The 24063-nt window shown below is 57.5% G+C and carries 25 protein-coding genes; 13 read left to right on the top strand and 12 right to left on the bottom strand.

Annotation, left to right across the window (positions count from 1 at the left end):
* Nucleotides 1-355 precede the first annotated feature (355 nt).
* Nucleotides 356-1201 carry a HalD/BesD family halogenase gene (locus ACR0AK_RS05560; RefSeq protein WP_480792652.1) on the top strand — a complete coding sequence of 282 codons (846 nt, stop codon included), beginning with the start codon at nucleotides 356-358 and terminating at the stop codon, nucleotides 1199-1201.
* 48 nt (nucleotides 1202-1249) lie between these two features.
* Nucleotides 1250-1633: a bleomycin resistance protein gene (locus ACR0AK_RS05565; protein WP_170564423.1), complete on the top strand. Its 384-nt coding sequence runs from the start codon at nucleotides 1250-1252 to the stop codon at nucleotides 1631-1633.
* Nucleotides 1634-1716: 83 nt separating this feature from the next.
* On the opposite strand, the gene ACR0AK_RS05570 is transcribed toward ACR0AK_RS05565, so the two are convergent.
* Both ACR0AK_RS05570 and ACR0AK_RS05575 read right to left on the bottom strand, forming a co-directional pair.
* Nucleotides 1717-2364, bottom strand: coding sequence for a response regulator transcription factor (locus ACR0AK_RS05570; RefSeq protein WP_170564419.1), 648 nt, complete (start codon nucleotides 2362-2364; stop codon nucleotides 1717-1719).
* Nucleotides 2361-3794 carry a cache domain-containing protein gene (locus tag ACR0AK_RS05575; protein WP_170564416.1) on the bottom strand — a complete coding sequence of 478 codons (1434 nt, stop codon included), beginning with the start codon at nucleotides 3792-3794 and terminating at the stop codon, nucleotides 2361-2363. The genes ACR0AK_RS05570 and ACR0AK_RS05575 overlap by 4 nt, the downstream gene beginning before the upstream one ends.
* A 248-nt stretch (nucleotides 3795-4042) precedes the next feature.
* On the opposite strand from ACR0AK_RS05575, the gene ACR0AK_RS05580 reads away from it, so the two are divergent.
* From ACR0AK_RS05580 to ACR0AK_RS05590, 3 genes are all read left to right on the top strand, one after another.
* Nucleotides 4043-5125, top strand: coding sequence for a TRAP transporter substrate-binding protein (locus ACR0AK_RS05580; RefSeq protein ID WP_170564413.1), 1083 nt, complete (start codon nucleotides 4043-4045; stop codon nucleotides 5123-5125).
* Between the two features lie 121 nt (nucleotides 5126-5246).
* Nucleotides 5247-6173 (top strand): TRAP transporter small permease subunit, encoded by a 927-nt coding sequence (locus tag ACR0AK_RS05585; protein WP_170564410.1) that lies wholly within the window; start codon nucleotides 5247-5249, stop codon nucleotides 6171-6173.
* A gap of 17 nt (nucleotides 6174-6190) precedes the next feature.
* Nucleotides 6191-8545: a TRAP transporter large permease subunit gene (locus ACR0AK_RS05590; protein ID WP_170564407.1), complete on the top strand. Its 2355-nt coding sequence runs from the start codon at nucleotides 6191-6193 to the stop codon at nucleotides 8543-8545.
* Between the two features lie 137 nt (nucleotides 8546-8682).
* On the opposite strand, the gene ACR0AK_RS05595 is transcribed toward ACR0AK_RS05590, so the two are convergent.
* The 4 genes from ACR0AK_RS05595 to ACR0AK_RS05610 form a co-directional block, all read right to left on the bottom strand.
* A complete protein-coding gene (locus tag ACR0AK_RS05595) occupies nucleotides 8683-9072 on the bottom strand; it encodes a VOC family protein (RefSeq protein ID WP_480792653.1) in 390 nt (129 codons plus the stop codon).
* Nucleotides 9073-9079: 7 nt separating this feature from the next.
* Nucleotides 9080-9904, bottom strand: coding sequence for an arginyltransferase (locus ACR0AK_RS05600; protein WP_170564401.1), 825 nt, complete (start codon nucleotides 9902-9904; stop codon nucleotides 9080-9082).
* A 77-nt stretch (nucleotides 9905-9981) separates the two neighbouring features.
* Complete coding sequence (locus tag ACR0AK_RS05605; RefSeq protein ID WP_480792654.1) at nucleotides 9982-10413, bottom strand: RDD family protein; 432 nt, start codon at nucleotides 10411-10413, stop codon at nucleotides 9982-9984.
* A gap of 64 nt (nucleotides 10414-10477) precedes the next feature.
* Entirely contained in the window at nucleotides 10478-10900 is a 423-nt protein-coding gene (locus ACR0AK_RS05610; protein ID WP_170564395.1) for a DUF2852 domain-containing protein, read from the bottom strand.
* A gap of 147 nt (nucleotides 10901-11047) precedes the next feature.
* On the opposite strand from ACR0AK_RS05610, the gene ACR0AK_RS05615 reads away from it, so the two are divergent.
* From ACR0AK_RS05615 to ACR0AK_RS05635, 5 genes are read left to right on the top strand one after another with little or no spacing between them, the layout of a single operon-like run.
* Nucleotides 11048-11437 (top strand): DUF4440 domain-containing protein, encoded by a 390-nt coding sequence (locus ACR0AK_RS05615; RefSeq protein WP_480792655.1) that lies wholly within the window; start codon nucleotides 11048-11050, stop codon nucleotides 11435-11437.
* Nucleotides 11434-14223, top strand: coding sequence for a [protein-PII] uridylyltransferase family protein (locus tag ACR0AK_RS05620; RefSeq protein ID WP_480792656.1), 2790 nt, complete (start codon nucleotides 11434-11436; stop codon nucleotides 14221-14223). Before ACR0AK_RS05615 ends, ACR0AK_RS05620 begins: the two co-directional genes overlap by 4 nt.
* Nucleotides 14210-14482 (top strand): hypothetical protein, encoded by a 273-nt coding sequence (locus tag ACR0AK_RS05625; protein WP_170564386.1) that lies wholly within the window; start codon nucleotides 14210-14212, stop codon nucleotides 14480-14482. Before ACR0AK_RS05620 ends, ACR0AK_RS05625 begins: the two co-directional genes overlap by 14 nt.
* 38 nt (nucleotides 14483-14520) lie before the next feature.
* Nucleotides 14521-15723, top strand: a complete 1203-nt coding sequence (locus tag ACR0AK_RS05630; protein ID WP_480792657.1) for an RSP_2647 family RNA methyltransferase — start codon at nucleotides 14521-14523, stop codon at nucleotides 15721-15723.
* Complete coding sequence (locus ACR0AK_RS05635) at nucleotides 15720-16265, top strand: RSP_2648 family PIN domain-containing protein (protein WP_480792658.1); 546 nt, start codon at nucleotides 15720-15722, stop codon at nucleotides 16263-16265. The genes ACR0AK_RS05630 and ACR0AK_RS05635 overlap by 4 nt, the downstream gene beginning before the upstream one ends.
* A gap of 66 nt (nucleotides 16266-16331) precedes the next feature.
* Here the strand turns inward: ACR0AK_RS05635 and ACR0AK_RS05640 are convergent, their stop codons facing one another.
* Nucleotides 16332-17021 carry a M48 family metallopeptidase gene (locus tag ACR0AK_RS05640; protein ID WP_480792659.1) on the bottom strand — a complete coding sequence of 230 codons (690 nt, stop codon included), beginning with the start codon at nucleotides 17019-17021 and terminating at the stop codon, nucleotides 16332-16334.
* 214 nt (nucleotides 17022-17235) lie between these two features.
* Between ACR0AK_RS05640 and trhA the strand changes: the two genes are divergently transcribed.
* Nucleotides 17236-17904 carry a PAQR family membrane homeostasis protein TrhA gene (gene trhA, locus ACR0AK_RS05645; protein WP_480792660.1) on the top strand — a complete coding sequence of 223 codons (669 nt, stop codon included), beginning with the start codon at nucleotides 17236-17238 and terminating at the stop codon, nucleotides 17902-17904.
* A gap of 3 nt (nucleotides 17905-17907) precedes the next feature.
* Here the strand turns inward: trhA and ACR0AK_RS05650 are convergent, their stop codons facing one another.
* The 5 genes from ACR0AK_RS05650 to ACR0AK_RS05670 all read right to left on the bottom strand — a co-directional run bounded on the left by ACR0AK_RS05650 (nucleotide 17908) and on the right by ACR0AK_RS05670 (nucleotide 22045).
* Nucleotides 17908-19092 carry a vWA domain-containing protein gene (locus ACR0AK_RS05650; RefSeq protein WP_480792661.1) on the bottom strand — a complete coding sequence of 395 codons (1185 nt, stop codon included), beginning with the start codon at nucleotides 19090-19092 and terminating at the stop codon, nucleotides 17908-17910.
* A 3-nt stretch (nucleotides 19093-19095) separates the two neighbouring features.
* The gene (locus ACR0AK_RS05655; protein ID WP_170564367.1) at nucleotides 19096-19266 is read right to left on the bottom strand and encodes a hypothetical protein; all 171 of its coding nucleotides are present in this window, start codon (nucleotides 19264-19266) and stop codon (nucleotides 19096-19098) included.
* Nucleotides 19267-19269: 3 nt separating this feature from the next.
* A complete protein-coding gene (locus ACR0AK_RS05660) occupies nucleotides 19270-20637 on the bottom strand; it encodes a DUF2927 domain-containing protein (protein WP_480792662.1) in 1368 nt (455 codons plus the stop codon).
* Nucleotides 20634-21083 carry an N-acetyltransferase family protein gene (locus ACR0AK_RS05665; RefSeq protein WP_480792663.1) on the bottom strand — a complete coding sequence of 150 codons (450 nt, stop codon included), beginning with the start codon at nucleotides 21081-21083 and terminating at the stop codon, nucleotides 20634-20636. The genes ACR0AK_RS05660 and ACR0AK_RS05665 overlap by 4 nt, the downstream gene beginning before the upstream one ends.
* Nucleotides 21084-21199: 116 nt before the next feature.
* Complete coding sequence (locus ACR0AK_RS05670) at nucleotides 21200-22045, bottom strand: AAA family ATPase (protein WP_170564358.1); 846 nt, start codon at nucleotides 22043-22045, stop codon at nucleotides 21200-21202.
* Between the two features lie 372 nt (nucleotides 22046-22417).
* Between ACR0AK_RS05670 and dksA the strand changes: the two genes are divergently transcribed.
* Nucleotides 22418-22840: an RNA polymerase-binding protein DksA gene (gene dksA / locus ACR0AK_RS05675; protein ID WP_170564817.1), complete on the top strand. Its 423-nt coding sequence runs from the start codon at nucleotides 22418-22420 to the stop codon at nucleotides 22838-22840.
* 70 nt (nucleotides 22841-22910) lie between these two features.
* Nucleotides 22911-24062: an FAD-dependent monooxygenase gene (locus ACR0AK_RS05680; RefSeq protein WP_480792664.1), complete on the top strand. Its 1152-nt coding sequence runs from the start codon at nucleotides 22911-22913 to the stop codon at nucleotides 24060-24062.
* The last annotated feature ends 1 nt before the right edge of the window (nucleotide 24063 follow it).

Here is a 24063-nt window from a genome sequence, read left to right on the forward strand (position 1 = left end):
CGCATGGGTTAGATTATGGTTTACCGTTACCGGCCCATGCGCGTGTTTCCTACGATTACGACTAGCGTTCTCATCGCCAGAGGCTCCTTCTTTGCGTGCAGGGACATTATGAGCCGAGGAAAGGGGCGTCAACAGGCAATTGCACCAATTTTCTAACCCGCAGGGTGAATTTTGCGACATTTTATTGCGCGGATTGACGCATGCGGGGAATATTCAGGAAAAACCCCCTCTTTTGCGCCCAAACCGCTGCCTCGAGGGCGGTCAAAAAGCGGCATCGCAATGTCCGAAACAAGCATGATGGGCGGTTTTGACTGCTGCACGCTGAGATTGACCGAACAAAAAAGGGAGGCGGAGGATGATCCACGATCTGATAGATCTGGGGCGATATCCGATCGATTGCCCGGGCTCGCGCGCATATGATCGGTTGATTGATGATCTGCGCCGAGAGTTGGACCAGGACGGCTGCGCCGTTCTGCCCGGTTTTATTCATCCCGAGGGGCTGGCGCTGCTATTGAAAGAGGCGGACTCAGTGGCCAATCGGGCGCATCGTTCGTTCAACCGCACCAACGCCTATTTCACACGGGACGACCCTCGGTTGGATAGTAATCACCCGATACGTCGGTTCTATGACCGGTCAAATGCCTTCGTTCCAGCAGACAATTTTACCAAATCAGGCCCGTTGCGCCGTATCTATGAATTCGAGGGATTTTTGCCCTTCATACGCGATGGGCTGAATGAGCCGGTAGATCGGTTCTTTCGCTATGACGATCCGCTGGCGGACGTGATCGTGAACGTGGTCGAGGAAGGGCAGGGCTTTCCCTGGCATTTCGATACCAACAACTACACGGTGACGTTGGCCATTCAGAATGGCGAAGCGGGTGGGGCTTTTGAATACGTGCCGAACCTGCGCAGTTCTAAGGATGAAAATTTTTCGTCCGTGGCCTCTGTGCTGGACGGAAACCGGGCGCTGGTCAGGACGTTGGAGTTGCAACCCGGGGATCTGCAGGTTTTCAAGGGCAGGTACGCGCTGCACCGGGTCGCGCCGGTCAAAGGCGCACGCAGCCGTTATGTCGGCATCTTTTCCTTTGTCGAAGCCGAAGGCATGTGTGGCGGGGTTGAACGAACACGCCAATTATATGGGCGCGTTCTGCCACACCATCACAAGCGTGAGGGGTTGCGACAGGATCGTCTGTTGGATTGACCTGTGTTATGTTGCGGGATGTCGGAACGTTGGAAACCGGAGGCTAACGTGCCTGAAATTTTACAACTTACACCATTCGTTTTGTGTTCTTCCCTTCAAAATCAGATTGATTTCTATTGCGACCGGCTGGGGTTCACCTGCGGTTTCAGGCAAGACAATTATGCGTTTCTGTCGCGCGGCAAAGTCGCCATCCGGCTGTTGGAATGCCCACCCCGTGAAGATGGTCGTGCATTAGGGGACGATCAGTCTTTTTACATCGACGTAGACGGAATTGACGATCTTTATGAAAGTCTGAAGGAAGGGCTTACCGATCTACCCGAAGGGCGCGTGCGAGCGCCGTTTGATCAACCGTATCTGCAACGCGAGTTTCACGTCCTCGACGAGGATGGAACGTTGGTATTTTTCGGTGAGGACATTCGACCAAGGTCATAAGGCCAAAGGCTCCCGCCCGCCGTCGATGCGCCATTGGCGCACCTCCTTCGGTTGGGCCGGGCAGCGCGGGCCGCGCTGCGGGGTCAAAAGCCGGGGCTTGTGCCCTGCAAAACGCCATGTTCAAGCGCGTAGCGGGTCAGGCCGGCGGTGGATGAAATCCCCAATTTGCGCTTGATGTTCTTGCGGTGCGTTTCAACGGTTCTAACAGAGATATCCAGCGCTGCGGCGACTTCTTTGTTGGATTTGCCCTGTGCCAGTTCCAGCAGGATTGTCTGTTCACGTCCGGTTAGTGCTTCACGAGCGCTGTCGCCTTTGGGCTGCAGCGATCCGCTGGCCCCGGTGCAAAGATACTGCTCACCACGCATCACCACGTCGATTGCCTGTTTGATCTCGTCTGTGGGAACGTCCTTGAGAACGTACCCGCTGGCACCGTGGCTGAGCGCGGTCGAGATGTATTCGCGGCTGTCATGCATGGACAGGATCAGAATGCGTGTTTGAGGTAGCCGTTCGAGGATGATCTCGGTCGCGCTTAGTCCCCCAAGGCCGGGCATGTTGAGGTCCATCAGGATCACGTCCGGTGCCAGATCGGTGGCCTGATCAACGGCCTCTTGTCCGCTGCTCAGCGTTCCGACCACCTCGATCTCATCATAGCTTTCAAGGATTGACTGAATCCCCTCGGCGACCATCGGGTGGTCGTCGACGATAAGAACCCGGATTGTCTGATCGCTCATGTACCGGCCTTTCGGTTAGGCGTTGCGTCTTCTTGCGGCGGCAGCATGTGGCTGAGGGGCAGGCTGACCTCAATCACCGTGCCGCTGCGTGGGGCGCGTGATGACAGAATGCGCAACGATCCGTCAAGCTGTTCGATCCGTTCCTGCATATTGCGCAGGCCGATACCGGGGTTAGCCGGATCAGGAGTGGTGCGTAACCCACGGCCATTGTCGGTTATCCGCATTGTCGCGCCTTTCTTGTGGCCGCGCAGGTCGATTGTAACACGGGTCGCGCCGGAGTGGCGTTCAATATTGGTCAATGCCTCTTGAGCAATACGGTAGAGGGCGATTTTGCTATCCTGATCCAGCCGATTGCGGAACACCACGGTTGAGAATTCGGTCTCGATCCCGGTGCGTTCACAGAAATCGTCGGTCAGAGCCTTGAGGGCAGGGCCAAGGCCCAGATCGTCCAGAACGCCGGGCCGTAGATCTCGGCTGATGCGGCGGACTTCGGTAATGGCGGACCCAAGCGTATCGATCCCCTTGTCCAGCGGCTCGCGCGCACCGTCGTCATCACCGCGCGACAAACGGCGGCGCGCATTGTCCAGAGTATAGCGCACGCCTACGAGGATCTGGCTGATGCCGTCATGAAGTTCGCGCGCCACGCGGCCACGCTCTTCTTCTTGCGCGTCGAAAACCCGCTGTGTCAGTTCCTTGAGTTTGGCATCTGCCAGACGGCGTTCGCGGACGTTCAGCAACATGCCCGAGGCGAAGACGACCAACACCGCAGCAAGAACAATAGCGCCGATATACGAGAACGTCCGTTGCACGCGGGCCTCGACCTCGGCCCGCGCGTTGGCGACTGTCGCGACGATGTCGTCGATGAAAACTCCTGTGCCGACAGCCCACCGCCAATCTTGCAGGCCGACCACATAGGCGATCATTTGTGCCTCTTCGCCTGTCGAAGGTTTTTGCCACATGAAACTGTGCCAGCCCGCACCTTGACGGGCCAGGCTGATGAATTCGTCCACAACAGGGATGCCGTCGCTATCGGTCAGCCCTTCCCAGTTCCGGTTGATGAATTCGGTCTGGCGCGGGCTGACGAGATTGTTGCCGTCATAGTCATAGACAAAAAAGAACCCGTCCTTACCGTAGATCATCGCTGACAGGATTTGCGTCACAAGGTTCTGCGCGACCTTATCCTCTGTGGATGCCCGTCCGTAGATATAGGCAAACCCATTTCGAGCCTGCGTGACATAGTTCTTAAGCTCTTCTTTCTTGGCTTCAATCAGTCGCCGCTCAAGCGCTTCAATTTCGCGTTCGGCGGTTGCCCGGGATTCCTGAACCACGAAGAACGCAATCGCGGCGACTGCGACGACCAGAGGGATCGCCGCCACAAGCGACAATTTCTGGCCATAGGTCAGCGAGATCAGATTACGGAATCCCCTCATAGGCGAATCGATACGCAAGCAGGCGGGAAATTGCAAAATTTTTGGTGAATTGGCGCATATGAGAGGGTTAGAGCGCAGTAATATTTTGTATTTGTCACAGTTTGCGCCCGGGAAAACACCAAAAACGCTATCCCCTACGTAGTACTAGGTATTCACATTCACATCTTGGTCATTAGGCTGACGCGCACTTAAAACGACTGCGCCCGGCATTCGCCCGGGTTTTGAATATGTAGGGGAGGAACACTCATATGGATCGTCGTTCATTTCTGAAAACATCTGCTCTGGGCGGCTCGGCAGCTGCAGCCACCACACTGGCGGCGCCGGCTTATGCGCAGGGCAAGCGCACGCTGACCATGGTCACTTCGTGGGGTCGCGGCCTGGCTGGTGTTTTCGACAGCGCTCAGCGTTGCGCCGACAGCATCACCACAATGTCGGACGGCAACCTGACCGTTGACATCAAAGCCGCCGGCGAACTGGTTGGTGCGTTTGAGGTCTTTGACGCGGTTTCGTCGGGTCAGGCCGACATGTACCACGCGGCGGACTATTACTTTGTGGGTCAGCACCCGGGCTATGCCTTCTTCACCGCTGTTCCGTTCGGCATGACTGCGCAGGAACTGGTAAACTGGTACTACCACGACGGCGGCATGGAGCTGCATGACGAACTGGGTCAGATCTTTGGCCTGAAGTCGTTCCTGGCCGGTAACACTGGTGCGCAAGCCGGTGGCTGGTATTCGAAAGAGATCAACGGCCCCGAAGACTTCCAGGGTCTGAAGTTCCGTATGCCGGGCCTTGGCGGTCAGGCACTGGGTAAACTGGGCGCATCCGTTCAGAACATCCCGGGTTCGGAAGTGTATCAGGCGTTGTCCTCGGGTGCGATCGACGGCACCGAGTGGATCGGCCCCTGGGCGGACGAAAAGGCCGGTTTCCAGGAGATCACCAAGACCTACTACACCGCGGGCTTCCACGAGCCGGGCGCTGGTCTGTCTCTGGCAACCAACCGCGAAGTGTTCGACAGCCTGACACCTGCGCAGCAGAAGATCATCGAAATCGCGGCAGCTGAAGCGCACCAGTGGAACCTGGCGCAATTCCTGGCCAACAACGGTGCAGCCCTGCAGCGTCTACAGTCGGGTGGCGTCAAGGTTATGGAATTCCCGGACGCGGTTTGGGATGCCTTTGGTCAGGCCAGCCAGGAAGTTCTGGACGAAAACATGGGCGACGAGCTGTTCAAGAAGATCCACGACAGCGCGATGGAGTCGATGGCAGCGTCGTCCGCGTGGAACAACCTGTCGTCGGGTGTTTACACCGCACAGCGCGACCGCGTCCGCGGCTAAACGTTTTCCAAACGATCAAATGGTTTCTCCGCCTACGCGGGGAAACCTCTCTCTGTTGCGTATGCGCGGACCCATCAAACCGCTATAATCAGCAGTGCAACTGATACGACCTGGGGACAACATGCAGGACGAAAACGGTATCTCGTTCTTCGGCGCCCTGTGGAACGGACTTTTGTGGTTCGTTCAAAACATTGCCGAAGCCTTCCTTAATTTCGGATACGCCATCACGCATCCGCAACTCTGGCTGAACTGGTCGGACAAAGAAGCGATCATGCGCTTTGTCTATTACGGTGGATCGGTCGAGTTCTTCTTTGTGGTTTTCACCCTCTTTCTGGTTCTGACAGCCATCGGTCTGTATTACCGGAATTTCATGTGGGGGATGGTGCGGGTCCTTGAAGGGTTCGCCAATACTACCGGGCGGTTCTTTGCGTGGGCCGGTTTGCTGATGGTCATTCAGCAGATCGTTATCGTGTTCATGCAGCGCGTGTTTACCCGCCCGGATATGTCCTTTGGCCTGGGTATCCCGTTTCAGATGGATATCAGTTGGTTTGCCGAAGAACTGAAACTGTATAACGCGATGGTTGTCTGCCTTTGCTGCACTTACACATTCGTGCAAGGCGGTCATGTACGCGTTGACCTTATCTATGCCGGCATCAGCCACCGCGCCAAGCGCGTGGTCGACATGCTGGGTGCTGTTTTCTTCATGATGCCAATGGCAGTGCTTACATGGATGTATGGCTGGTACTTCATGTGGCGGCACCTGATCGTGCCGAAACCTTCGGCCAGCGACACGCTGGACCGTCTGGTGATGAAATCCCGCGCGCTGCGCTGGAACGTCGAAACCATCGGATTCAGCCCAAACGGGTTCAACGGATACTTCCTGTTTAAGATTCTGTTGGTGGCCTTTGCGGCCATGGTGTTCCTGCACGCAATCGCATTCCTGTACCGCTCGTATCTGGAGTTTGTGGAAGGACCGGACAGCGTTGGAAAATACCTCGACAAGGACAGCCTTGGTGAGGGCGAAGAAGCCTACGAAGGCGCACATTAGGGACGGAGACCCAGACTATGTTATTCGGACTTGATGGCGTCGAGATAGGCCTCATTATCGTATTCTTCTGCCTCTTCGGGGGTATTCTTTCCGGCTTTCCGGTGGCGTTCGCCATCGGTGGCGCAGGAATTATCTCATTTGGGATCATCGCGGCGCTGGACAGTGCCGGGCTGCTGATCCACCAGGCGATCGACACAGGCTCGCAAGCCTATCGGGATGTTGTGAACTCGGGCGTCAAACCCGATGTAATATCTGTGTTCCGATACCCCGACTTACCAAGGATCGCTGAGCCGGTCTTTGTGCAGGGGTGGGAAACCGCTTTGGACCGCAACGTATCGTTCATCGTGAACCGCATGAACGAGCGGGTTCTGGCGGGGCAATCCATCGAAACCTTGCTGGCTGTGCTGATGTTCGTCTTGATGGGCATCACGCTGGAACGCTCGAAAATCGCAAACGACTTGCTGACAACCATGGCGCGCGTATTTGGGCCGCTGCCGGGTGGTCTGGCCGTATCGATTGTGGTCGTAGGCGCATTTCTTGCGGCCTCGACCGGGATCGTTGGCGCCACGGTGGTCACAATGGGCCTGCTGGCTTTGCCGACCATGTTGCGAAACAACTATTCGCCGGAACTGGCGACGGGTGTGATCGCGGCGTCGGGTACTTTGGGGCAGATCATCCCGCCCTCCATTGTGATTGTTCTTTTGGGCACGTTGGCGGGCGACCTTTATTCGACCGCACAGGAAACCCGAGCCCAGGACGCAGGCTGTACCGACGCGCTGACTTATCTGGGTGAACCTGCAGTGGTTTCTGTTGGTACGTTGTTCCAGGCGGCTTTGTTGCCCGGGATCATGTTGGCGTTACTCTATGCGATTTACGCATTTTGCTATGCCTTGCTGAACCCGGAAAAGGCACCTGCGGTCGAAATATCTGGCGGCAGCGGTGAACCGATAACGCGCAGTGAAGGTCTGACCTGGTTGCTTGGCGCACCTGTGGCTCTGATCGTTGGCGCGGTCCTGCTGGGAAGCTCGGGGGTCATTGGCAGCCAGAACATCAACGTCTCCGCGTTCTCTGACATCGGTACGGGTGCGTCGCTGCGCACAAATGTTTCCGAGGAGTGCAAGGTTTCGATGATCGAGCTGCATGGACAATCCGCCTGGGATCAGGCCGTGTCCGAGCAGGAGGCGATTGACGCCGCAGGCGGAGTTGCCAATGCCGAACGCCTGAGCGAAGAGGAACTGGCCGCGGCGCGCGAAGCCAAGATCGCCGCAGCTGCGCCCATTGGCACCGGCGTTGCAGTGATGGTTGTTCTGTTGGGGCTCACGCTGGTCATGGGTCGCGGCATTGCGCCGTCCAAACCGACGCAGCCGTTGATCTTAGGGGCGATTGGTCTGCTTCTGATGTTGCTGGTTGATATTCTGTTGATTGCACCGACAACGTCTTCGGGATTGACTTTCGTCCTTCTGGCTTTGCCCTTTGCCTTGGCAATATATGGGTGCAAAGAGGCGGCGGCTCGATGTGCCACGAACGATCTGATCCGGGTGGTCTTCCCACCATTGGTTCTGATCATCGCGGTGCTTGGTTCAATCCTGGGCGGTGTGACCAACCCAACTCCAGCGGCAGCGCTAGGGGCGGGCGGAGCGATCATGCTGGCAGCCTATCGCAAGCTGCAGGATCAGGAGCGTTCCGGTAAGGTGATCATCTGGGCCACGTTTGCCGTGATAATCGCGTTGCTGATGGGCGTGAACTTTGATCTGCGCATCAATCAGAGCAATGTGAACTTTGAGACCTGGGTCGCCTTTATAATTGCTTACGGTGCTTATATTTACGCTCTGTTCGGCCTGCTGTTTGGGTGCTGGGTTCTGTTCACCAGCGGTGTTCTGACGCCTGTTGTGCGAGAGACGGCCAAGGTGACCTCGATGGTGTTTACCATCCTGATCGGATCGCAACTGCTGAACCTAGTGGTGATCTCGTTCGGGGGTGAGCACTATATTCAGCAGTTCCTGCGCAGTTTTGACAACGAGTTCACGGTCTTCCTGATCGTGATGCTGGTTCTGTTCATTCTGGGCTTCGTGCTGGATTTCCTCGAGATCATCTACATCGTGATCCCCATTGTTGGTCCTGTTATCTACGGAGGCTCGTTCGATCCGAAATGGGTGACAATTATGGTGGCGGTGAACCTGCAGACATCGTTCTTGACACCGCCCTTCGGGTTTGCGCTGTTCTACCTTAGGGGCGTTGCACCCAAAGAAGTTACAACAGGCCACATCTATCGCGGCATTATCCCGTTCGTGATCATTCAAGTGGTCGGGATTGCGATCCTGTGGTTCTTCCCATCGATCGTGACCATTGTACCGGACCTAATCCCGAACTGATCCGGAGAAGATGATCCAATAGAAAAAGGGGGCCTTTTTGGCCCCCTTTGCTTTGGTATTCGGGGAAGGGGTGCTGCCCCTTCTTGGCCGGCGGCCAATTCATCCCCGGGATACTTTTGGACCAGATGAAGCTCCGATCAGGTGAACTGGATCAGATCCCAGCGATTTCCAAACGGGTCCCGCCAGACAGCGACGGTGCCATAGGGCTCATTGCGCGGATCCTCTTCAAATTGGACCCCCGCGGCAGTCATTGCAGCGTGGTCACGCCGGAAATCATCCGTTTGCAGGAAAAAGCTGACGCGCCCGCCGGTTTGATTGCCCACGGCACCAATCTGGCTTGGTCCAACTGCTTGGGCCAAAAGTATTGATCCGTCGCCCGTTCCCGGTGGCGCGACACGGACCCAGCGTTTTCCATCACCAAGATCGATGTCCTGAAGCAGCGTGAAATTGAGTGTTCGTGTATAGAACGCGATCGCTTCGTCGTAGTCGGGCACCACAAGGGTGACCGCAAAAAGGGTCTGGTTCATGGGGCTATCAGCCTTTGGTGGGGTGGCGGTCGGGCAATTGGATGCTGGCCACCTGTTCCGCGATGGGTGCGGTGGACAAGGGGTGATGGCTGGACTCTGTCAGCTCGGACGGATTGTTCACACTGATCCACTCGCCCCGGTAATAGGCTTCGAGCCCGGAGAAACGGGCTTTGTAGCCCATCTTGGGGCTGCCCGGCACCCAGTATCCAAGGTAAACATAGGGCAACCCGGCCTCGCGCGCGATGTCGATGTGATCGAGAATCATGTAGGTGCCCAGCGAGCTCTGCGGTTGCTGAGGGTCGTAGAACGAGTAGACCATGCTGAGGCCGTCATCCAGAACATCGGTCAGGCTGACGCCGATCAGATCTCCGGTTTCGGAATCGGCATATTCCACGACCCGGCTGCGGATCGGGGTCTCTTCGATCATTGCAGCGAACTCGAAAACGTCCATATCGGCCATTCCACCATCCGCATGGCGGGTGTCCAGATAGCGTCGGAAGAGCTCGTATTGCTCATCCGTTGCCCAGGGTGAGTTTGCCCTGCGTTGCAGGTAGGCATTGCGTTTAGCCGCACGTTTCTGACTTTTGCTTGGGCGGAAGGCAGAAACGTCGATCCGCGCGGACAGGCAAGCCGCGCAGTCGGAACAGGACGGTCGGTAAAGCACATTTTGCGACCGGCGAAATCCTTGTTGGGACAATGCGTTATTCAGCTGATCTGCACCTTCCCCTTGAAGTGCCGTGAATAACTTACGCTCCATCCGGCCCTCAAGGTAAGGGCAAGGCTGTGGGGCCGTCACATAGAATTGTGGCGCGATTGGCAGCGTGTGTCGCATAAACGATCTGTGTCTCCTGGGATCAGATGATAACAACCGATCCCAAAACCGCCAAGTGATTCACGCTGTTGAATTTTTTACGCGCGCTGGTTGATCATGACCGTTCCAAGGAACGCATCGGTAAGGCCCTGACCGCGCGCGCTGGTCAGCATCATGATGACCGAGATGATCTGAATGGCGGGAAATGCCATGCTGACGAAGTAACCGGCTGTGTGGGCTACTGCCTTACCGAAATCCATCCGGGATCCGAATGAATCGCGCAGCTCGATCCCCATAAAGCGCATGCCTAGTGTGGCCGAGCCGTTTGCGATGGTGATGACGCGATAGGCGAAACTGACGACGGCATAGATGAGGGCCAGTATGAAAAAGCCCAGACCAAAGGTCAGCAGGATGGCTACGGTACACAGCAGAGAGATAAAGGCGATGTCGAACAGCCAGGCGAAAAAACGCTTGGTTGCGACAGACTGATAGAATTCAGGCTGTCGGTCTGGGTCAGGCAAGTGCGTCATATTTTGATTTCCGGGTGAGATTTTGGACACCCTGTCCCGAAATTCGGGACAGGGCAAGGTCTGCTTAGGCGCGTTCGCCGTTTTCAGCGTCATCGCTGTTTTCGCGGGCGCGTTCGTCCATGAACTGGTCGAATTCGGCTTTGTCCTTTGCGTCACGCAAGCGGCGCAAGAAGGCCTCAAAGTCCTGTTGTTCGCGTTCCAGCCGCGCCAAGGTGTCGGACTTGTAGGCATCAAATGCGCTGTTGCCCGATGGCTTCATCGCGCTCATGTGGCTGTGCCAGGATTTTCGACGGCTGCAGGATTTGCTGAACATGCGTTTGCTCCAGATCATATAGGCCAGAAGAGCCAGGCCGACGGGCCAGAAAAAGATGAAACCAAGGACCATGGCGGCGATCCAGGCCCCTTTGCCCTTGTCATCCATCCAGGCTTCGGCACGAGAGAGCCACCCCGGATTTTGTGGGACGGCGTGGTCGGACAATGCGGTCATTTGGGTTCTCCGGGTTTGATGTAAATTGCGTTCACATTGACTAGATGGGGACTTAAACGGGGGTTGCAAGGGGGTAATGTGAAAATGATTTACATTTTGTAATTTGCTGCGGTTGACCTTGCTGCGTAACGGGCGCACTTTCCGCCTATGCAACATGTTGAAAACACGACACCCCCGACACTGGATGAAATTCTAAACCTGGAAAAGCAGGTTTGGACTGCCCTTATGGAAGGCAATGCAGCCGCGGACCGGGCTTTGCTGAGTGCAGATTTCCTTGGGGTTTATCCGACCGGATTTGCAAATCGGGACGATCATGTCGGACAGTTTGCCGACGCGCCAACGATGGCGCGCTATGAATTGAGCGATACGCGGTTGCGGGTTCTGACCTCGGATGTTGTTTTGCTATCGTATCGGGCGAACTATCAACGACCCGGCGATGAAAACTGGGAGGCGATGCTGATCTCTTCCCTTTGGGAACGGCGGCATGACGTTTGGGTCAACAGTTTCAGCCAGGATACGCCGTTGGAGGCTAAATGAGCGGGCCGCTTTCCATTCAGCGGCTGCCGCGTGCGTTCGATCCATCACTGGGCGACGAAGCACGCGCGTCGGTCGGTGGCATTACACCCGAACAGGGTGAGTTGATTGCGGGGACGGCCGGTTCCAGCCCCTATCTAAAAAGCTTGATTGACCACGAAAAGGATTGGCTGGCCGCGGCGCTGCATCAGCCTGATAACGCGCTGGCCGACGTGCTGCGGGTTGCACGAGAACTGCCGCCAGATCAATTGAAGCCGGGACTACGGCTGGCCAAACGCCGGATGGCGTTGCTGACTGCTCTGGCAGATCTGGCAGGCGCTTGGCCGCTAGAGAAAGTGACCGCAGCGCTAACCGATTTTGGCGCGTTGGCGGCGGATGTGGCGGCCAAGACCGAGATCGCCAACCTGATCCGGCGTGGTAAGCTACCGGGGATGCAGCCGGACGATGTCGAGACTGCAGCCGGATTGATTATCCTGGCGATGGGCAAGATGGGCGCGCACGAGTTGAACTACAGCTCGGATATCGACCTGATCGTCCTGTTTGATGAGACGCGGTTTGACCCCGATGACTTCTACGAAGCGCGGCAGGGCATGGTGCGGGCGACACGCAATTTCTGTGCCACTCTCAGCGACAAGACTGCGGACGGGTATGTATTCCGCACCGATCTACGTTTGCGCCCGGACCCGGCGGTCACGCCAGTCTGCATGGCGGCTGAGGCAGCCGAGCGGTACTATGAAAGCCTGGGCCGCACATGGGAGCGCGCGGCTTATATCAAGGCGCGCCCTTGCGCCGGCGATATTGCGGCCGGACAACGGTTTCTGGACACGCTGCGGCCGTTTGTATGGCGGCGACATCTGGATTTCGCCGCCATTCAGGACGCTCACGACATGCGTTTGCGTATACGCGAGAACAAGGGAACAGGTGGTGCACTGAGTATTCCGGGCCATGATATGAAACTGGGGCAGGGCGGCATTCGCGAGATTGAGTTCTTTACCCAGACACGCCAATTGATTGCCGGTGGCCGCGACCCGGACCTGCGCGTTCGTGGAACCGTACCCGGCTTGGCGGCGCTGGCTGAAAAAGGCTGGGTCCCGCGGGACGTGGCAGACAAGCTGACTGATCATTACCGCGCCCATCGCGAGGTCGAGCATCGCATACAAATGGTCCATGACGCCCAGACCCACAAGGTGCCGCAATCGCGTGATGGGATTGAACGCGTTGCCTGCCTGATGGGGATCGACACTGCGGATTTGACAAATGATCTGACCAAACGCCTGACGGAAGTGCACGAGCTTACCGAGGGTTTTTTCGCCCCCGGTTCATCAACGCGCGCTCCGGTCGGTGAGGCGGATTTTGACCAGAACGTTCTGGCCCGCTGGACGACATACCCCGCTCTGCGATCACAACGTGGCGCGCGCATATTCGAACGACTGAAGCCCGAGCTGCTATCGCGACTGGCAAAAACGGCGCAACCGGACGAAGCTCTGCGGGCGCTGGACGGTTTTCTGTCCGGCTTACCCGCTGGCGTTCAGTTGTTTTCCCTGTTCGAAGCCAACCCTCATTTGATTGATCTTCTGATCGATATCGTCGGCACATCTCACGCGCTTGCGGCCCATCTGTCGCGCAATGCGTCTGTTTTTGATGCGGTTATTGGGGGCAGCTTCTTTAGCGACTGGCCCGGGCAGGCCACGTTGCAGGCTGATCTGGATCAGGCACTTTCGCAAGAAACGGATTACGAAAGCCAGCTGGATCTGGCGCGCCGCTGGTGCAAGGAATGGCATTTCCGCGTCGGTGTTCATCATTTGCGTGGGCTGATCGACGGCAAAGAAGCCGGGCGACAATATGCTGAGCTTGCCAGTGCTGTGATCGCCGCAATCCTGCCGCGCGTGTCCGCGCAGTTCGCCAGCAAACATGGACCTGCTCCGGGACGTGGTGCAACCGTGCTGGGCATGGGCTCGCTTGGGGCAGGGCAGATCAACTCGCAATCCGACCTCGATATGATCGTGATCTATGATCCTCTGGATCAGGATACGTCCGAGGGGCCCCGTCCTTTGGCCACTCGCACCTACTACGCGCGTTTCACGCAGGCGCTGATCACGGCGCTGTCCGCGCCGATGTCGCAGGGGCGTTTGTATGAGGTCGATATGCGCCTGCGCCCGTCTGGAAATCAGGGTCCGGTGGCGACAAGCTGGGCCAGCTTTACCAACTATCAGCAAAACGAGGCCTGGGTTTGGGAACATCTCGCCCTGACACGGGCTCACGTGATCGCCGGAGATGGCGGTCTGGCCCAAGATATCGAGGCGTTCCGCACAAACTTGCTGTCGCAACCGCGCGACCGGCAGAAGGTCCTGCACGAAGTGGCCGACATGCGTGCCCGCTTGGCTGCAGCCAAATCGCCAGCCGGGATCTGGGATGCCAAAAACGGCCCGGGCCGAATGATGGATATCGAGCTGATGGCCGAAACCGGGGCATTGTTGTCGGGTGTGGCGCAGCGTGATGTGCATTCCGGATTGGATGGAGCCGTCGCTGCTGGTTTGTTGGACGTCGCTCAGGCGCAAACGCTGAAGGACTGCTACGACCTATGCTGGTCCGTGCAATGCGCGGCGCGTCTGTTGTCCGGCAAGCTCATTGAGGCCGACAAGGTCGGCGAAGGCGGCTCTGCCTTTCTTTGCCGGGCGACCGGGTTTGAGCAGGTTGAACAGCTGCACGGCGCATTGCAAGACAACTACAGCACGGCTGCTGGGATTATTGGTGGCGTGATCAGGGGTGAGGAAGATGGCGCAGAGTAAGGACCCAAATGACCACAAAGGGTTGATCCGCGAAGCTTATCGGATTGAAGGTATCACTTTGCCAGAGTGCCGCAGCATTTTTCTGGACTGGGCGCTGAGCTTGCCTCCGGAACGGGATCAGTCGCAGGCGTTGATTGATCTGCACGCCGCCTATTCCCAGCAGGACGCCAATCACCCGATGACGCAGGTTTTGGCCGAGGGGTTGCAATCCGCCAAAACCCCCAAGCGACGGGGCGGTTGGCGATCGCGCGACCGCTAGGGCTTTTCCCTTGGTGCGTTCGCGACTATGAGGGCGTCATGACCCAAACTGCCGACCGCCCCCGTATCCGCCTGAAACCCAAAGCCAACGCACGTGGCCTGCGCCACGGTTTTCCCTGGGTGTATGCCAATGACATCGTGACCGACCGACGGACGCGCAAGATCCCGGCAGGCGCATTGGCGGTGCTTGAGGATGACAAACGGGCGCCCATCGCGCTGGTTGCCGTGAACCCGGACTCCAAAATTATGTGCCGCGTTCTGGACCGCGATCTGGACGGGCAACTGGATGCCGCGTGGTTCGAAACCCGTCTGCGCCGCGCGCTCGAGATGCGCGAACGTCTTTTCGAGGCCCCGTATTACCGTCTGATCCATGCCGAAGCGGACGGCTTTCCAGGTGTCATCATCGACCGGTTCGGAGATGCATGTGTGATCCAACCCAATGCAGCCTGGGCCGAGGTGCATCTGGAAACTCTGACCGAAGCACTCGTCACTGTGACAGGCGTGACAACCGTGCTCAAAAACGCCTCAGGCAGAACCCGAGGGCTGGAAGGCTTGGACGACGTGAACGTTACGTTGCGCGGCACCGCGCCAGATGCGCCGCTATCAGTGCCGATGAATGGCGCGACCTATATGGCCGATCTGACTGGCGGCCAGAAAACCGGACTGTTCTACGACCAACGGCCCAACCATGCTTTCGCCGCGCGATTGGTGCAACCGGGCGCGCAGGTGCTGGACGTGTTCAGTCACGTGGGTGGTTTCGGACTGGCCATGCTGGCCGGTGGTGCAGGGCAGGCGCTGTCAGTGGATGGGTCTGCAGCTGCGCTGGACCTTGCGGCCCAAGGGGCTGAGGCCTCTGGTTTTGCAGACAAGTTCCGGACCCGCCAGGGAGATGCCTTCGAAGTCCTGACCCAATTGGGCGAAGAAGGCACGCAGTTCGATGTCGTCATCTGCGACCCGCCAGCTTTCGCGCCTTCGAAACAAGCCCTGGACGCGGGCCTGCGTGCATATGAACGAGTGGCCCGTCTGGCGGCGGCTCTGGTCAAACCCGGCGGCTATCTGGGTCTGTGCTCGTGTTCACACGCGGCCGATCTGGGCCGGTTCCGCGACGCCTCGTCTCGCGGGATTGGCCGTGCAGGAAGACAGGCGCAACTGATCCATACAGGGTTTGCCGGTCCCGACCATCCGCAACTGCCGCAATTGGCGGAAAGCGGTTACCTCAAAGCCGTGTTCTACCGGTTGTGAAGGCAGTTCTGGATACCTGCGTCATCTATCCTACGGTGATGCGAGAGATGCTGTTAGGCGCGGCCAAACTGGGCCATTTCACGCCTGTCTGGTCGGCGCGTATCCTCGAAGAATGGGCGCGCGCGGCCCGAAAGCTGGGCCCTGTGGGCGAGGCGCAGGCCCGTGCCGAAATTGCACTGGTGCAAGCCAAATGGCCTAAAGCAGAATTTCCTGCAGTAACAAATGTCGAACAACGCCTCTGGCTGCCGGACACTGCAGATATCCATGTTCTGGCAACCGCCGTGGCATCTTCGGCAGACGTGATCGTTACAGTCAATGCCAAGGATTTCCCCCGAAACATCTTGGCGGAAGAAGGGCTGGACCGCCGCGATCCGGACAGTCTGTTGCAAGGCTTTTGGCAATCCGACCCCGACGGTATGGGCGACACAGCCAACCGCGTCCTTGCCGAAGCCAATCGCCTGTCGGGTGATCAATGGAACCTGCGCGCGCTGATGAAAAAAGCCCGTCTTCCGCGTTTGGGCAAAGCTCTGTCAACGCAGTAAGGGTCCGCCTTCATTTGACCAATTAGACACGGGGAGAGCATGGGGCTGGCCCTTCGCTGTGCAACCCTATCCTCCAGCGCCCCAGCGCTGCTCAAGCGCTTCTAGGGCCGCAATCCGCTCATCTGTCTTAGGATGGCTCATCAGCCAGGCGGGCACAACACCTGCACGCTGCTGCGTCAGGTCTTCCAACTTGTGAAACAGGGATTTCTGCGGCCCGATCCCAATCCCGGCCTTGGTCAGTAATGCGGCAGCATATTCATCAGCCTCATATTCATCGCTACGCGACAGACGCGACGCCAGCAGGTGTGTCAGCATATTAGCAATCCATGCGCCAATGAACGGGATAAAGCGATTTAGAAGCATCATCAGTGCGGCCCGCAACGCGTTTTGACCAGAAAAATCGATCATCCGGCGGCGCGCATGACCCAGCGCCACATGGCCCAGCTCATGCGCGATGACGCTTGCCATTTCTTCGGCCGAAACCTCGCCACTGCGAAACTTGCGATAGAACCCACGAGTTATGAAGATACGACCGTCAGGTGCCGCCAACCCGTTCACCGGGTCTACCTCATAAATGTAAACGGGCACCCGGTCGATCTCTAGCGCTGCGGCCAGTTGGTCGGTCATCCGTTTCAGTGCAGGATCGGCCAGTTCTGTCGATCTCGCATCCAGGTCCCGATGGGTGCGCCAGACAGATATCCGGTACATCACGAGCGCATAGGCTATGGCCAGCAGGATTGGGGTTAGGCGAAGCATGGTTCAAATATGGTTCCGGGCAGGGGGATAGGCAACCGCTTCACGCGCAATTGTCCCGCGAAAAAGAAAGGTCTAAATCGAAAGCAACGACACGCATTTGTGGCTGACGGACCGTCGTTTGACTGAGAGCCGAAGCGATCAATATGTCGTCACAGTATGAAACACTCGAGCCCGCGGCCTTGCCGGGCCCGGGGCTGCGCAATAGCTTTGCAATATGAGGTCTTTTGCCGATATCCGCCCGGCCTATAGCCAAGCAGAGCGTTATAGTGATGGCGTGGTGCATATCATCGGAATTGCGGCAGCTATCGTTGCAGTTCCCTTCCTCATTGCGCTGACAGCCCAATACCGGACTGAGCCCGCCGCGGTTCTGGGAGCCTCGATTTACGGGTTCACACTGCTTTTGATGCTATCGTTCTCAGCACTGTACAACATGGTAGAGTCCGACAGGTGGGGCGACCTGTTGCAACGGCTCGATCATTCTGGAATTTACGTTAAAATCGCAGGTACTTACACGCCATTCATCATGTTGTCCGGGGTCCAGATGCCCGGCCTTTTGATCGGGCTTTGGTCATCCGCGACTTTGGGTTCGATCCTCAAGATGATCGACCCGCATCGGTTCCGCTGGTTTGGGCTTGCGTTATACGTGGGAATGGGATGGGCCGCAGTTTGGGCGGGGCAATCGTTACTGAGAGATCTGTCACAGCCCGTCGTGGTTCTGATGATCACGGGCGGACTTGTCTATACGGCAGGAATTGCCTTCTATCTGTCAGACTGGCTGCCGTTCCATAACACGATCTGGCATGCTTTCGTCCTGACCGGTAGCGTGCTGTTTTTCCTTGCGGTTTCACTCCGCATTGCTTGGGCACCGGTTCTGCAGATCTGACATTCAGCGAGTCAACTCGCGCATCCCCTGTTCCAACCCGGCCAGAGTCATCGGCACCATGCGGTCCTCGAAAACCTCGCGGATCATGCCGATGGAATGTGTGTATTCCCAGTATTTTTCAGGCACAGGGTTGATCCACAGGTTTGATGCCCACTGATCCCGAGCACGCTGCAGCCAGACCTGACCGGCTTCCTTGTTCCAGTGCTCGTTCGCACCGCCGGGATAGGCGATTTCATATGGGCTCATCGAGGCGTCGCCGACGAAGATACACTTGTAGTCAGGACCATAGGTCCGCAGCACCTCGTGTGTCGGGGTCTGCTGATCCCAGCGGCGGTGATTGTCGCGCCAAACACCCTCATAGAGGCAGTTGTGAAAGTAGTAATATTCCAAATGCTTGAACTCGGTTCTTGCAGCGGAAAACAACTCTTCTACGACCTTGATATGCGGGTCCATCGAGCCGCCGACATCCAGAAACAACAGCACCTTGACCGCGTTGTGGCGTTCGGGTCGAGTCTTGACGTCAAGATAGCCATGTTCAGCCGTGGCGCGGATGGTGCCGTCCAGATCCAGTTCCTCGGCCGCACCTTCGCGGGCCCAGCGGCGCAGGCGCTTTAGCGCGACTTTGATGTTACGGGTGCCGAGTTCAACAGTATCGTCCAGGTTCTTGAATTCGCGCTTGTCCCACACCTTGACGGCGCGCTGATGGCGGCTTTCTTTCTGGCCGATGCGCACGCCCTCGGGGTTAAATCCATAGGCCCCGAATGGCGAGGTTCCGGCGGTGCCGATCCATTTGTTACCGCCCTGATGGCGGCCCTCCTGATCCTTGAGACGTTCGCGCAGCGTCTCCATCAGCTTGTCAAAGCCGCCCAGTGCCTCGATCTCGGCCTTTTCTTCGTCTGACAGGTGTTTCTCGGCCATCTTGGCCAGCCATTCGGCGGGGATATCCACGGCTTCAAGCACCTGCTCAAAGCTGATCTCTTCAAGACCCTGGAAACTGGCGGCGAAGGCCTGATCGAACTTGTCGATGTTGCGTTCGTCCTTCACCATCGACACGCGGGCGAGGTAATAGAACGCTTCGACATCATAGGTCGCCAACCCCTTTTTCATACCTTCCAGAAAGGTCAGGTATTCGCGCAGTGATACGGGAATGCCTGCTTTCCGGAGGTTTTCGAAAAAGGGGAGAAACATACTTTATCCCACCAAACGGATCAAAATCAGAGATAGCACCAGCCCAACAATGGCAAAAGCGATGCCATAGCCAGCGGCATATTGGGCCATATCCGCACCGCTGCCATTGCGTTTGCGTGCGGTCAGCGCGCCAAGGATCGCCCCCAGTAGCGCCATTCCCAAAACTACGACCATGCGTTATCCGCCTCTGTTGTTGGTGGGCGGGCCTTCCGCAACTTCCTGCATCAGCGACCGGACCACGACATCTGAGCCAAAGCCGTATCGCGCCCATGCAAGACTGTCCAGTCTGACGGTACGTGCCTGATTTGGTCGCCCGGCCTGATTGAGCGCTTCTGATTTCAACAAAAGCAGAGTGGCCAATTGAGCGGCGTTTTCAGCCCGCGACATAACAGCTATTGCCTTGTCTAGCTCAGGCAGGATTTCCGGTCCTCTGCCCTGCGCAAGTGCGAATGCAGCAGTTTGCGTAGTCACATAGGCCTGATGGATTTCGGTTCCCGGCGTCGCACGCAGATACTGCATGGCAATGTCGTATTGCTTGATCGCTTCGCGGGCATCGTCGAATTGTGCCATGCGGCCGAGGATATAGTGCGGATATGCCCGCCGGTGGTCGGTCCAGCCCTGTTCACGTCCGATCTGGACCGCTCTTTCCGCAGCTTTCACTCGGTTACGGGTGCTTGGCCTTGATCCAAGCGATTTTTGGACGGCGTTGATCCACTCGCGCGGGGTGTCCGAAACGGGTTGCGCGGGTAAAGTGTCGCCGCGCGGGTTCAGTCGGCGTAGGATGCCGGGCAGGACGGCCTGGACTTGTTCGCGAGTCATGCCGCTGCGCAGTTGGGGCGAGTAAGCCGTGCGTAGGATCAGCATGTCAAAGCCGGTCAGAATGGTGTGGATATTGTCGTCGTTGAACACAGAATCCGGCAGATGGTACAGATCATTCAGCGGCCCCAGAGCCTGCGCCAGTTCCTCGTGCAGGCAGTCGCGTTTTTCCTGCGGGCTGACGTCATAGGGAATGAAAATGCCCAGCCGTTCACGGCTGCGCAGCGCGGTCCAACTGCTTTTGCGTTTGCGCCGGTCCTGTCGGTATTCCTCAAAGCTTGAGGCGTTGGGAACCACGAAACAGGCGGCTTGGGGCAGGATGCGTTGGATCTGCTCCTGGCTGACGGCCTCAATGGTGATATTGGCCTGGCCCTCCGTTATCTGGCGAATGTCGATCCCGGCCTCGCGTTGTAGACGCGTCAACAACCGGGTCAGATCACGCTGCATTGACGGTGTGGGAGATCCCGTAAGTCGAACGGTGACGGGGACCTCGAACCGAGTGAAGACGGGTAATGTGGCGCCGCCTTCGAGCGCGAAGTGCAAAGAAAGGAAATCATCCGCAATATTAGCGTTCGATCGAGCAGGAGGCTGTGGTCGCGTTGAAGTGAATGCTTTAGTGGGCGGCAGGTTTGCCTCGATCGCCTTAACGCGTGTTGGCGGTTCAGGGGGGGTAACCGCGGTGCATCCGGCGACGGCAAAGCCAAACAGGACCGCAGCGACCCTGATCATGGGCGTTGATACCGGATAAAGGGCGTTTGCTTGCCGATCCGATCATAGAGCTTGCGCGCCGTGTGATTGAACTCTTGCGTCAGCCAATAGACAGAAGGCGCACCTCGCCGGTCGGCCTCATCATACACTGCTTGTATCAACGCGCGGCCAACACCGGTTCCGCGCGCCTCAGGTCGGGCGAACAGGTCTTGCAGGTAGCAAACGCTTTCTTCTTTCCACGCATGGCGGTGAAATAGGTAATGGGTCAGGCCGACAAGATGCCCATCCGCTTCGGCCACGAAACAGGAAAAATCATTGGGATCATCCCCAAGCAACCGTGCGAAGGTGCTGTCATATGTTTGATCCGGCACGGTCGTTTCATAAAACGCCAGATAGTCGCGCCACATCTCGGCCCATTCGGCGCGATCTTCGGGCAGCAGCGCCCGGATATTGAGGGTGTCAGACAAGCAATGGCTCCTATGTCGTCAGGCCGAACTGCCCGACGACGCCGGACGGCCTTTTGGCCAATGCTGACACCGGCCCCCCCGCAAGGCAAGCGGGGATCACCAAGTGTTCAAATTTCTCAGCGTTTGCTGCGTGCCATGAAGGCGAGACGTTCAAACAAGTGAACGTCCTGTTCGTTTTTTAGCAGAGCGCCGTGCAACTTGGGCAACGCATTGGCCCCGTCGCGTTTGAGGTCTTCGGCGGTCAGGTCTTCGGCCAGCAACAGCTTAAGCCAGTCCAGCACTTCCGAGGTCGATGGTTTCTTTTTCAGCCCCTGCGTGTCGCGGATTTCGTAGAACTGGGTCAGGGCCGTGGTCAGCAGCGCATCCTTGATACCGGGGTGGTGCACCTCGACGATACGGCGCATGGTGGCGTCATCCGGGAAGCGGATATAGTGGAAGAAACAGCGCCTCAGGAACGCGTCGGGCAGTTCCTTTTCGTTATTCGAGGTGATGATCACGATGGGGCGGTTCTTGGCTTTGATGGTATCCCCGGTCTCGTAGACGTGGAATTCCATCTTATCGAGTTCCTGCAGCAGATCGTTGGGAAACTCGATATCTGCCTTATCGATCTCGTCGATCAGCAGCACGACCTTCTCATCAGCCTCAAAAGCCTGCCACAGTTTGCCCTTGCGGATATAATTCGACACGTCATGGACCCGTTCGTCGCCCAATTGGCTGTCGCGCAGGCGGCTGACCGCGTCATACTCATACAAGCCCTGCTGCGCGCGAGTCGTGGATTTCACGTTCCACTCGATCATTTTCAACCCCAACGCGCCGGCTACCTGTTTGGCCAACTCGGTCTTGCCGGTTCCGGGCTCACCCTTGACCAGCAGGGGGCGTTCCAGCGTAACAGCGGCGTTCACCGCAATGGTCAGGTCATCGGTGGCAACATACTCGGCTGTGCCTTGGAAACGTGCGGTCATGGGCCCCTCATCTAAATCGCGCGGCATGTGTCCTTGGGGTTATAGCGGGGCGAAAAATTTGACAAGACAGGTCGCAGCGTCGTGCAGCGCGAATTTGATGTGCGACTCCAATGCCTTTAGTTGATTCGGCCGCTAACACAGGACGGGGCAATTTGGGGGGTGCCTCAAAAAAGCCTGCCAATTTTCACAGAAAAACAAGTATTTGTTGTTGTAAGTCTCATATTTAGATGAGCTGAAGCAGTACGCAACCGGGACTACGTTTCCATAGTGACATTCTTCCCGCCGTCGGATAAACGCTCCGCAGAAGGGGATTGCCGCATGTCAGGTGAAGCAAAGGTGACCGGCGTTGCAGGCCACACCGAGGGAGCAAAAATGAAGCAGGAAGTATTTCTGCCGGAGGATTATCGTCCAGCCGAAGACGAGCCATTTATGAACGACAAGCAGTTAGAGTATTTTCGTCGTAAGCTGCTGGATTGGAAGACCGAACTTTTGGCAGGCAGCCGCGACACGATCGAAGGGCTGCAGGATAACACCCGCAACATTCCGGACGTAGCAGACCGCGCAAGCGAAGAAACTGATCGCGCGTTGGAACTGCGGACTCGTGATCGCCAGCGCAAGCTGGTCGCCAAGATCGACTCGGCCCTGCGTCGGATTGACGAGGGCGAGTACGGGTATTGCGAGATGACGGGCGACCCGATTTCGCTGAAACGTCTGGATGCGCGCCCGATCGCGACCATGACGCTGGAAGCGCAAGAGCGCCACGAACGTCGTGAGAAAGTTCACCGCGACGATTGATCGCTGAAAAATCCAGAATTCTTAAACGCCGGGGTCTTTCGCTTCGGCGTTTTTGCGTTAAGCCGGTGTCATGAAAATCAACGGTCTGAATATTGGCATCGTCGGTGGTGGTATTGGCGGGATCGCGGCGGCTTTAGCGTTACGGTTGCGCGGGGCTCAGGTTGTGGTTTTTGAGCAGGCAGCCGAACTGACCGAAGTTGGCGCCGGCTTGCAGATCAGCGAAAACGGAATGGTCGTGTTGCGTGCGCTGAATGTTGTGAGCGAAACGCCAGAGGCGGGTTTGCGGTCTTACGGAACGGTGCTGCGGGATTACCGCAGCGGGCGATCTGTCAGCGAGATACCGGCCCCGGCCGCTGGACCCACATACTACTACCATCGTGCCGACCTGTTGGGGTTGTTGCACAAAGCGGCGCATCGTGAAGGTGTCGAGTTTCGACTAGGCGCACGTGTCGCGCAGGTGCGAAAGCATCCGTCCGAAGCCGAAGTTGTCCTGGAAAACGGTACAAATCTACGCGTGGATTGTGCGATTGCTGCAGATGGCGGACGAAGCGAAATTCGTGCCGGTCTGAATGGCCCTGAAACGGCGAAGTTCACGCATCAAGTGGCCTGGCGGGCTACGATCCCTTGGCAGCGTCGTGATCAAAAACCAAGCGCGGTTCTGACCATGGGGCCGGGGCGGCATGTGGTAACTTACCCGCTTCGCGATCATACAATGATGAATATCGTAGCGATTGAAGAACGGTCAGACTGGCAAGAAGAAGGCTGGCGTCGGTGTGGAGACTCTGAAGATTTACGGACGCGATTTGCCGATTTTGGCGGAGTTGTGGGAGACATCCTCGAACAGGTTCGGGAACCCCATATTTGGGCGTTGTTCCTGCGACCGGTGGCAGGGCAATGGCAGAATGGGCGCATCGCGCTGTTAGGGGATGCGGCACATCCGACACTTCCGTTTATGGCACAAGGCGCCTGTCTTGCGCTTGAGGATGCCTTGGTGTTGGCGCGATCTTTTGATGACCAGTCCGGGATCGAGCAGGCGTTGGCCTCTTACGAAACCAGCAGACTTAGAAGGGCGCAACGCGTTGTTGCCGCGGCTGGGTCCAACGCCAGGAATTTTCACCTGCGCGGCCCGATGCGCTTGGCCGCACAGGCCGCTTTGATGGCGGTCGGGCCACGCTTGTCCCGGAAATACGACTGGATTTACAGCTACGACGCGACGGCCTGAG

The organism is Ruegeria sp. BI12, from assembly GCF_056537985.1.